Origin of the sequence: Gemmiger formicilis (assembly GCF_024462815.1) — a bacterium.
Classification (GTDB): domain Bacteria; phylum Bacillota; class Clostridia; order Oscillospirales; family Ruminococcaceae; genus Gemmiger.
In genome coordinates this window covers 66,105-74,528 of the sequence record NZ_JANGCG010000014.1, presented here as the reverse complement: position 1 = coordinate 74,528, position 8,424 = coordinate 66,105, and the positions used below count along the sequence as shown (strand labels likewise).

The window sequence follows — 8,424 nt, the reverse complement described above, 5'->3', positions numbered from 1 at the left end:
CGGGGTGCTGTCCGGCGTAGGCGGCAAGCCGCTTCTTTAAGTCGGTGTTGTGGGTGCGGATATGGATAAGGGGGTCTTTCTCGTCAAACCAAATATCGGTGGTCTTTTCCCGCTTCGTAAGCTCTGTTCTCATATATTATCGAAAAACACAAAGAGTTATAAAGCGATAGCTTTGTCTTTTATGCTTTTTGCCGGCTTAACTATGACATGACATAAACAAGAACAAGCTCCAACACTCAATAGCCTTTGCAAAAAATCACAAGCCCGCCCTTTTTTGCAGGGGCAGCCAGCCCTTGCATTTATTGTCGATATCTTGACTGTAATGGAAGAACTGTGATACAGTTAGAGAGAAAAGGGAGTGCTTTATGGATGTTTTTCCATGCTGCGAACAACTGCACGCACTCTGCCCGGTGCCGTTGGATTTCTGCAACCGCGTGGTGGATACCAAAAAGGTGGCGCACAGAGAGCCGTCATCAAAAACTGCCTGCAATATATTTCCACCCATCTGCGCGAGGATCTGCGTTTAGAGGAACTGGCGCACGAATGCGGGCTGTGCAGCCGCAGCCTGTCGCTGAAATTCAAGGCGGAGGTCGGCTGCGGCATACCGGAGTACATCCACCGCGATAACCCACACGGCGTATAATGAACGCAGGAAGGAGGGGAACACCATGGTCTGCGACGGGGATTTTTACCGCCAGTATCTGAACGGCGATGACGCGGGGCTGGAGGCTCTGATGGAAAAATACGGCGATCCCCTGACCCTGTACCTCGACGGCTACCTGCACGATATACACGAGGCAGAGGAGCTGATGCTGGATGTGTTCGCCTATCTGTTCACGAAAAAGCCCCGCATCCGCGACGGCGGTTTCAAGGCGTATCTGTATAAGGCGGCGCGGCACATGGCGCTGCGCCATAAAAGCAAACGAAGGCTGATGTTCAGCCTGGATGCGCTGACCGACGAACCGGACGCTCAGCTGCTGGCGGAGGAGGTCATCGGCACAGCAGAGCGCAACCGCATCCTGCACGGCTGTATGGGCGAAATGAACCCGGACTATCGGGAGGTTTTGTATCTGACCTACTTTGAGGGGATGAGCTACGAGCAGGCGGCAGAGGTTATGGGAAAAACCGTGAAGCAGATCACCAATCTGGTGTATCGCGGAAAAGAGAGCCTGCGTAAATTACTGGAACGGGAGGGAATCACAAATGCGGAGCCATGAAGAACGCTTTGCGGAAACAAAGCGGCGCATCGCCGCAAGACAGCGCAAGGAACAGCGACGACGCGGTACAATCGCCATGTTTTCTGCTACTGCGGCGTGCCTTGTGCTGATCGTGGGGGTGTCCTTTGCCATGCCCGGTGTGGTTGCGGGAATCCGACCCGGCGACTACGCGGGCTATGAAACCGCCGCCAGTATGTATGGCGGGGGTGCGGCACTCGGGTACATTGTCATAGGGCTATTGTCCTTTCTTTTGGGCGTGTGCGTGACGGTTCTGTGCTTCCGGCTTAGGCAGATGAACCGGGAGGATAGTTCGGACAGGAAAGGCGAGGGGCGGCATGGAGCTGATTGAAAATCTGCTGCAATTGTTGACTACCTTCCTTGGCGCGGTGCTCTCGGGCATTGCATGGCAAAAAAGTCGCAGACAGGCGTACTTTTTGCTGCTCTGCTTTTACGGCTGCTTTGCCCTGGGATCGCTTTACTGGACGCTGTACCTGCTGCTGTTCCATACCACGCCGCGGGTCTTTTATGTGTCGGAGTTCGGCTGGGTCGCCAGCGCGATTTTTCTGCGGATTTTGCAGGTCACGCTGACTGATTCGGAGGAACGCAGCTTTTGCTGCCGAAAAGCGTGGCTCGCCCCCTTGGTCGGCGTGCCGCTGCTGGTGTTCTACTGCACCTATGGGGATATCCTATCCAACCTGATTTGGTGCGGCTTGATGATTTGGCTGTCCTTCTGCGCGGCACGGGGGCTTTTTTATGCGAATACCCGGACAGGCGAAGCGCGGAATAGGCGGTATTTCCACGTCGGCGTGCTCTGCTATGTCGGTTCGGAATATCTGCTCTGGACGGTGGGGTGTTTCTGGTCGGCTACCTCTCCCGCAAGCCCTGCCTTCTGGTGCGATCTGCTCCTGACTCTCGCCCTGTTGGGACTGCTGCCCGCGGTAAAAAAGGCGGTGGAAGTATGACCTACATTGAAAATATCTTCCTCTGTATGGTGTCCCCGCTGCTGGTGGCCGCCTTGTGCATGGGCAGGCGGCAGCTCCGCTTTTTTCTGTTCTGTATTGCCGGAATGGGAGTATGTCTGCTTTCCGCCTACATCAACACCTTCCTCGCGGCGGTGTGTCAGGCGGACGCCCTTGCCGCCACGGCGGAGATTGCGCCGGTGGTGGAGGAAATCATGAAGCTGCTGCCGCTGGCATTCTACCTGCTGGTGTTTGAGCCGGAGGGTGAAAAAATCAAGTCCACCGCCATCACAGTCGCGCTCGCCTTTGCCACCTTTGAAAATGTGTGTTATCTCATCCAGAACGGCGCCGACCGATTCTCGTTCATCTTTTTTCGGGGCTTCGGTACAGGTGCCATGCACGTTTTGTGCGGCATCATTGTGGGCACCGGGCTTGCCTACACATGGCAGCGGACATGGCTGAAGATTGCCGGAACCTGCGGGCTGCTGGGCGCGGCGATCACCCTGCACGCTATCTACAATCTGCTGATCACCTACGGCGGCGCAGCGCAGTACATCGCCTATTCCCTGCCGGTGCTACTGGTGGCGGCGGGAAAGCTGTCTGCACTTCGTATGGTACGAAAAGAATAACCGAATATCCGATTCTTGGGAGCTGCTTTTGGGCGGCTCCCTCATTTTTTTGTAAATTTTTGCATTTTGGGTGAGAGTTTTCCCGAATTTTTGTACCTATATAGGTGAAAGGACTTTTCACCCAAGACTTCAGCAAACCGGAGAGGAGGCTTCCACCGATATGTATGATACCACAAGGCGGGTCGAGCTTGTCAAAAGGCAGATACGAAAAAATACCAGACGAAGGCAGAAACGCGGCATCGGCAGACTGAGCGCTGTGTGTATGCTGTTGTTTGCGGCACTGATGCAGACAGCGGACAGGGTTGTCGGGCAGGGGCAGACCGCTGCCTGGGGCGGCTTTGGTGCGATGCTGCTGCGGGAGGACGCGGGCGGCTATGTGCTGGTGGGCGTTGCGGCGTTCACAGCGGCCGTTGTGCTGACGGTCGTTTGTATGCGGCTGCATGAACGGGAAAAGCAAAAAAGAAAACACGAGGAGGACGCAACATGAAAAAATTTCTATCCCTGCTTTTGAGCCTTTGCCTGCTGCTGGGCGCGCTGCCCATGCAGGTTCTGGCTTTGCCGGGGAACATTTTTCCGTCTGAAGGGGCGGTAAAAACCGTCACACTGGATGACGGTTCGCTTTCCCTGCAAAACGAGTACATCTATATGACGTTTCGCAAATTATGGGGTACTTATGCCTATCTCACGGTTGCGCCCGCAGCAAAGCCCGATGAGGAAAGCATACTGATCGGGCAGGCGCCGCGCTGCACCTTTACCACCTATTATGACCAAGGCAAGAAAAAGACAGAGGGCGTGGTGACTGAGCCGGTAAAAGCGGAATTTGTGACCAAAACGCCCAACGGCAGCGCGAATGCCATCAAGGTGGAGTATTCGCTGCTGACCGCCCTCAGCCTGATCAAGGCAAAGGCAACGGTCTACTATGAGCTTGTCCAACTCAAGGAGAATGGAGCATCATCTGACACATGGGGTGTGCTGGCGTCGGTCGGTACGATTTACATCGACAAAGACAGTATGCCACAGGATTGGAATCGTGACTACGGTTTTCAATGGGGGTATTCGTTCAACTGCTTTACCGCCACGGGACATACCTCCACGCTGGAAAAGCCGGGCGGCCCTGCCATTAAAATGAGCCGCACCACCGTGCCGGAGGGGGAGAACCCGCAAATCACCACCGAAAGCTCGGTATTCACCGCGCCCGTGGAGGATCTGCGCACAAAAACCGTTCCCAAGGGGTATTCCAGCTGGGGCGATAAGGACGGCATTTACATCACCGAAGTCTATACGGATGGCTACCCTTGGGCAAATCCCTTTGTGGGGCTGTCGGATTACTATGAACAAGAGATCACCTCCGTCAGCGGCAAGCCGATTCGCGTTGCCTTGGCGCAGACCGTCAGTGTAACACCGGGCGATAAGCCGCTGGATACCTGGGTGCAGTGTGACAGCGCTGCCTATGCCACACAGGGAGAAGACGGCAGTTCGGAACAGGAAGAAGGCAGCGGTTCGGAATATTACTCCCACTTCCTTTGGGGCTTTCATGATCTGATCAAGGCGGGCGCGGAGAATGTCCCCTCCCGGCCGGATACGGTGGATACTGCCATTTCTGCCAAGCGTCTTGCTGCGTTCGCCGTAAACGGCGGCGTGACAGTGGAGTATGTGGCGGACGATGCCGCGCTGCAAGCGCTGAAAAAGCGGTACGGAGAACCTGTTGCGCTGATCAGCGGCGATTATGAGAGCAAGAACGGCACGGAGTTTACCTTTACCGGCGGCGCGGCGATGCTCTCGCCCTCCGTCACGGCGACATGGAATAAGAGCAGCGGAAAGCTGGTCATCAAAAAGGACGGCACGATCGAACACAGCGGCGTAAGCCTGAACGCGCCGAGCTTCAAGTTCTATCAGCCGAAAAACGGCGCGGAAAATGACCTGCAAATTTCGCTTACAAAGGACGGCTTTGCGTTCCAAATCAATCCCGACAAGAACGACGCCATCGTCTTTGTGGACATTCCCTATGCCACGGTGAAGCTGAAAAACGCAAAAGCCGACGCGGTGGGAAACCTTGTGTTCAGCGGCAACATCGGTTTCCGGACCATCTTCAATGGTGCCGAGTTCTCGATGGAAAAGCTGGGCTACGGCTTGAATGCCAAAAACAACGAGTTCAAGGTCAACGGCGTAAAGGCCACAGGCAGCTTTGACACCGCAAAGCTGATGGCGCTGGAGCTTGCCAAGATCCAAGGCGAGGTCAACACCTTCAAGGGTGAGGAAAGCTATGCCTTTGAGTTGGAGCTGAACGCCTTCGACCTGTTTGAAACGGAAGCATCTTTGGCGCTGGTACGCAGCAAAAAGGACGGCTCGCTCATTCCCGATGATCTGTGGTTCTATGTCAAGTCCAGCCCCGGCATCCCCCTTGTGCCGCCCGTTCCTGTCGGGCAGCTTAACGGCGGCGGCGCGGGTTTTATGAATCTGGCAAAAACCGTGAACGGCGACTACTTCGCCATCCCGCCCATCAAGCTGCGGGGTGCGCTGACAGGTACCTATATGCATCTGATTGAGGGTACAGGCAATGTCGTTCTGGGACCCAGTGAAATTTCCCTCAAGGCAACGGATGTCGGCATCGTCGGGCTGGGAAAGAACGCGCAGATCATCGACAGCTTCGGCTATTCTCTGCAGCTCAACGGGCAGGAGCGTACTTATAATGGAGTTACCTACAAGGGCATCTACTTCGGCGGTTCGGAGGAACTTGCCCTCAATCTGCCAAGCAAGACGCTGGACATCTTTACCATAGATAACGCAATCAAGCTGGGTGCGTTCGGCGGTGCAAACGAAAACAAGGACACCGTGTATCTCGGCATCGGCGCCAATGGTATTGTCGAGGGTAAGCTGCAGATTCCGAGCAGCCTTGGCATCCCGTTCCTCAGTGGTCTTGAACTTTCCAGGACGGACATCGATCTGATCGTGGGCGGGCAGACGACCTTCCCCGTCAGAAACGCCAATGTCAGCGAGAGCATGGAGCAGGCGTTTAAGAATGTGGATGTCTACCTCGGCGCGATGGCGGGCGTAGACATAAAAATTATTGACGCCCGCGTGTGGGTGCTTGTGCCGCACATTGTGCAGACCAATTTCCGCATGGGCGGCGGCTGGGACATCGAAACCAAGTGGCTCGGCAAGCTGCCCGAATGGGACTGGTCAACAAAGGGCGTTGAGCCGCTGGTGCAGGGCGTATCGCTGGAAAACAGCGGGGAAGAGCCTGCCATGCTGATGGAGCTGGAAACAGCGCCGCCTGCAAACGGCGGCAGTACGGCAAACATCACGGTTTCTGCCGCTCCGGGCGAAACGCCGTACATCGTGCTGGCGTTTGACAACAGTGTTGCCGACGCGGAAATCCAAACCGCTTTGACAGTTGCAAAGGAGGACGGTTCGCCCATTTCCATTCACTGGATCGCCAACGACGGCGATATTGACCCCAATGCGGACATCAATGCGACCATTCTGGCGGACATGAAAAAGTCGGCAGATGACGGCAAGCAATACCGTATGGCGGTTTTGCGCCTGAACGAGGGCGGCAACTATACCGTCAGTACGAGTGCGCTGAGCTTTACCGATGAAAAGGGCTTTGCAGTTGCACCGTTTGAAAAGCTGGATCTGACGCAGAACGGCACTACGCTCACCGGCGGGGTGAAATACCCCGCAGAGAACACGACCTACACCCTGCGCACCTATCTGGGCAGCAAACCCGGCGAGGCAACCTACCTTGTGGACGAACAAGTCGTGAACACCACCCAAGGCAATACGGTCAGCATTCCCACAAAAGGTACGCTGATGCCGACGGGCGAATACTATGTATCCTCCTTCCTGATGACGGAAAAGACCACTGAGGTCAGCGAGGAAGACGGAAGTACCAAAAATGTGACCGTCCTGGCCGCCATCGACAGCCAGCAGTTTGCCACCCCGGTTAGCTACACCAACAACAATCCCTATCAGCCGAGCAAACCCGCTAGTGCCACGCTGGCATTCACCGGCAACGAGGTCATGCGCGCCGAATGGCAGAAGGTGGATAACGCTAACGGTTACCGCGTGACAATTTATCAGCAACAGAACGGTGGCTGGGTCGATACCGGCTTTGGCTATGACCTGGACAAGGACACCACCGCCATCAATATGGCGCTGACCGTGGGCGGCGAGGAAACGGCAGAATCCAAAAATCTGACGGCAAACCAAACCTACAAGGTCGGCGTAAGCGCCTACCGCGAGCCGGAGGACGGCGCAAAGTATTACAGCGCAGAAACCGAATCCTCCGGCGTTCTCCTTCCGAAATACACGCCGCTGAACCTTGCCCTTTCGGTGAACGGCACAGCTTGTGCGGCGGACGAAAACGGCGTATACCATGCCTATGTGGGCGGCGGCAGCAATTCCCTTGCTGTGACCTGCGAGGGTGCCGACAGCATCACGGTGACACGCATGGATACCGAAACGAACCTCACATCGGACGGGTCGAACACCTTTGCCATCCCCGACTTTACCGGTACGCTGATGCTCCGCGTAAACGGCGTGAAGGGCAAGGACGTGACCAGCGTGTTCCTGCTGGTAAGCAGGGACACCACCGCCCCGATGCTGACCCTTTCTGCACCGATCTTCTATGCGGACAGGGCTGCGGGTACCTATCAAATCACCGGCACAGCGGATGCCGGCAGCGAAATCCTTTACGGGAAAAACGGCGAAAGTGTTTATGCCGCAGGGGACGGCAGCTTTGCAATCCAAGGAACGCTGAAGGAACAGCAAACCAGCGATGCCCTGTATATCCGCGCGCAGGACAGCGCCGGAAACCTCTCTGCATGGCAGTCTGCCTTGGTGGCGCGGCAGGTGCAAACGTATGCTGTCACCGTAACAACGGACGGTAACGGCACCGCCTCGGCAGACCTCACCACCGCGGTGGCAGGTACGGAAATCGCCTTGAGCGCCGCACCGAATGCGGGCTATCACTTTAAAGAGTGGCAGGTCGTCAGCGGCGGCGTGACCATCGAGAACGACAGATTCACCATGCCGGACGGCGACGTGGAGGTCAAGGCAATTTTTGAAAAGGACGCAGCGTCTGCGACCCCCGCGCCCACTGCCACCGCAAAGCCGGAAAGCAGCCAGACCCCCGCACCCACTGCTACTGCAAAGCCGAACAGCAGCCCGACCCCCGCGCCTGCTGCCACTGCAAAGCCGAACAGCGGCGCGACCCCCGCACCCGCTGCATCCGTAAAACCGAATAGCAGCGCGACCCCCGCACCCACTGCCACCGCAAAACCGGGCAGCAGCCCGACCCCCGCACCTGCTGCCACCGCAAAACCGGACAGCAGCCCAACCCCCGAACCAACCGCCCCCGCAGCAAAACCCCCTGTATGGTGGGTCGCGCTGCCGATTGCCGGCGGCATAGCGCTGGCTGGCGGTTTCATGATTTTCAAAAAGAAGCGCCGCAGATAAACAGCGCTTGACCGCAAAAACGGAATAGGTCACAGCGAATCCCTGAACAGCCGTCACGGTTTTACCCGCCGTGACGGCTGTTGCTGTTATACGGGCATTGTCGGTTTTCACGAATCTGAGGATGGCTATATGGTCAGCTTTCCCGATACAGAAAACACG

7 protein-coding genes are annotated in these 8,424 nt (G+C 56.4%); all 7 read left to right on the top strand.

All coding sequences use genetic code 11. The annotated features are described in order from the left end of the window. The first annotated feature begins 379 nt into the window (after positions 1-379). The 7 genes from NE623_RS11530 to NE623_RS11500 all read left to right on the top strand — a co-directional run bounded on the left by NE623_RS11530 (position 380) and on the right by NE623_RS11500 (position 8,265). The gene (locus NE623_RS11530; RefSeq protein WP_256272675.1) at positions 380-643 is read left to right on the top strand and encodes a hypothetical protein; all 264 of its coding nucleotides are present in this window, start codon (positions 380-382) and stop codon (positions 641-643) included. Between the two features lie 25 nt (positions 644-668). Then, complete coding sequence (locus NE623_RS11525) at positions 669-1,217, top strand: RNA polymerase sigma factor (protein ID WP_256272674.1); 549 nt, start codon at positions 669-671, stop codon at positions 1,215-1,217. Beyond that, positions 1,204-1,566 (top strand): DUF4179 domain-containing protein, encoded by a 363-nt coding sequence (locus NE623_RS11520; RefSeq protein WP_256272673.1) that lies wholly within the window; start codon positions 1,204-1,206, stop codon positions 1,564-1,566. The genes NE623_RS11525 and NE623_RS11520 overlap by 14 nt, the downstream gene beginning before the upstream one ends. Next, entirely contained in the window at positions 1,553-2,179 is a 627-nt protein-coding gene (locus NE623_RS11515; protein WP_256272672.1) for a histidine kinase, read from the top strand. Before NE623_RS11520 ends, NE623_RS11515 begins: the two co-directional genes overlap by 14 nt. Beyond that, the gene (locus tag NE623_RS11510; protein WP_256272671.1) at positions 2,176-2,805 is read left to right on the top strand and encodes a PrsW family glutamic-type intramembrane protease; all 630 of its coding nucleotides are present in this window, start codon (positions 2,176-2,178) and stop codon (positions 2,803-2,805) included. Before NE623_RS11515 ends, NE623_RS11510 begins: the two co-directional genes overlap by 4 nt. Before the next feature lie 160 nt (positions 2,806-2,965). Continuing rightward, positions 2,966-3,292 carry a glycosyltransferase gene (locus NE623_RS11505; protein ID WP_256272670.1) on the top strand — a complete coding sequence of 109 codons (327 nt, stop codon included), beginning with the start codon at positions 2,966-2,968 and terminating at the stop codon, positions 3,290-3,292. Further along, positions 3,289-8,265, top strand: coding sequence for an InlB B-repeat-containing protein (locus tag NE623_RS11500; protein WP_256272669.1), 4,977 nt, complete (start codon positions 3,289-3,291; stop codon positions 8,263-8,265). The genes NE623_RS11505 and NE623_RS11500 overlap by 4 nt, the downstream gene beginning before the upstream one ends. The last annotated feature ends 159 nt before the right edge of the window (positions 8,266-8,424 follow it).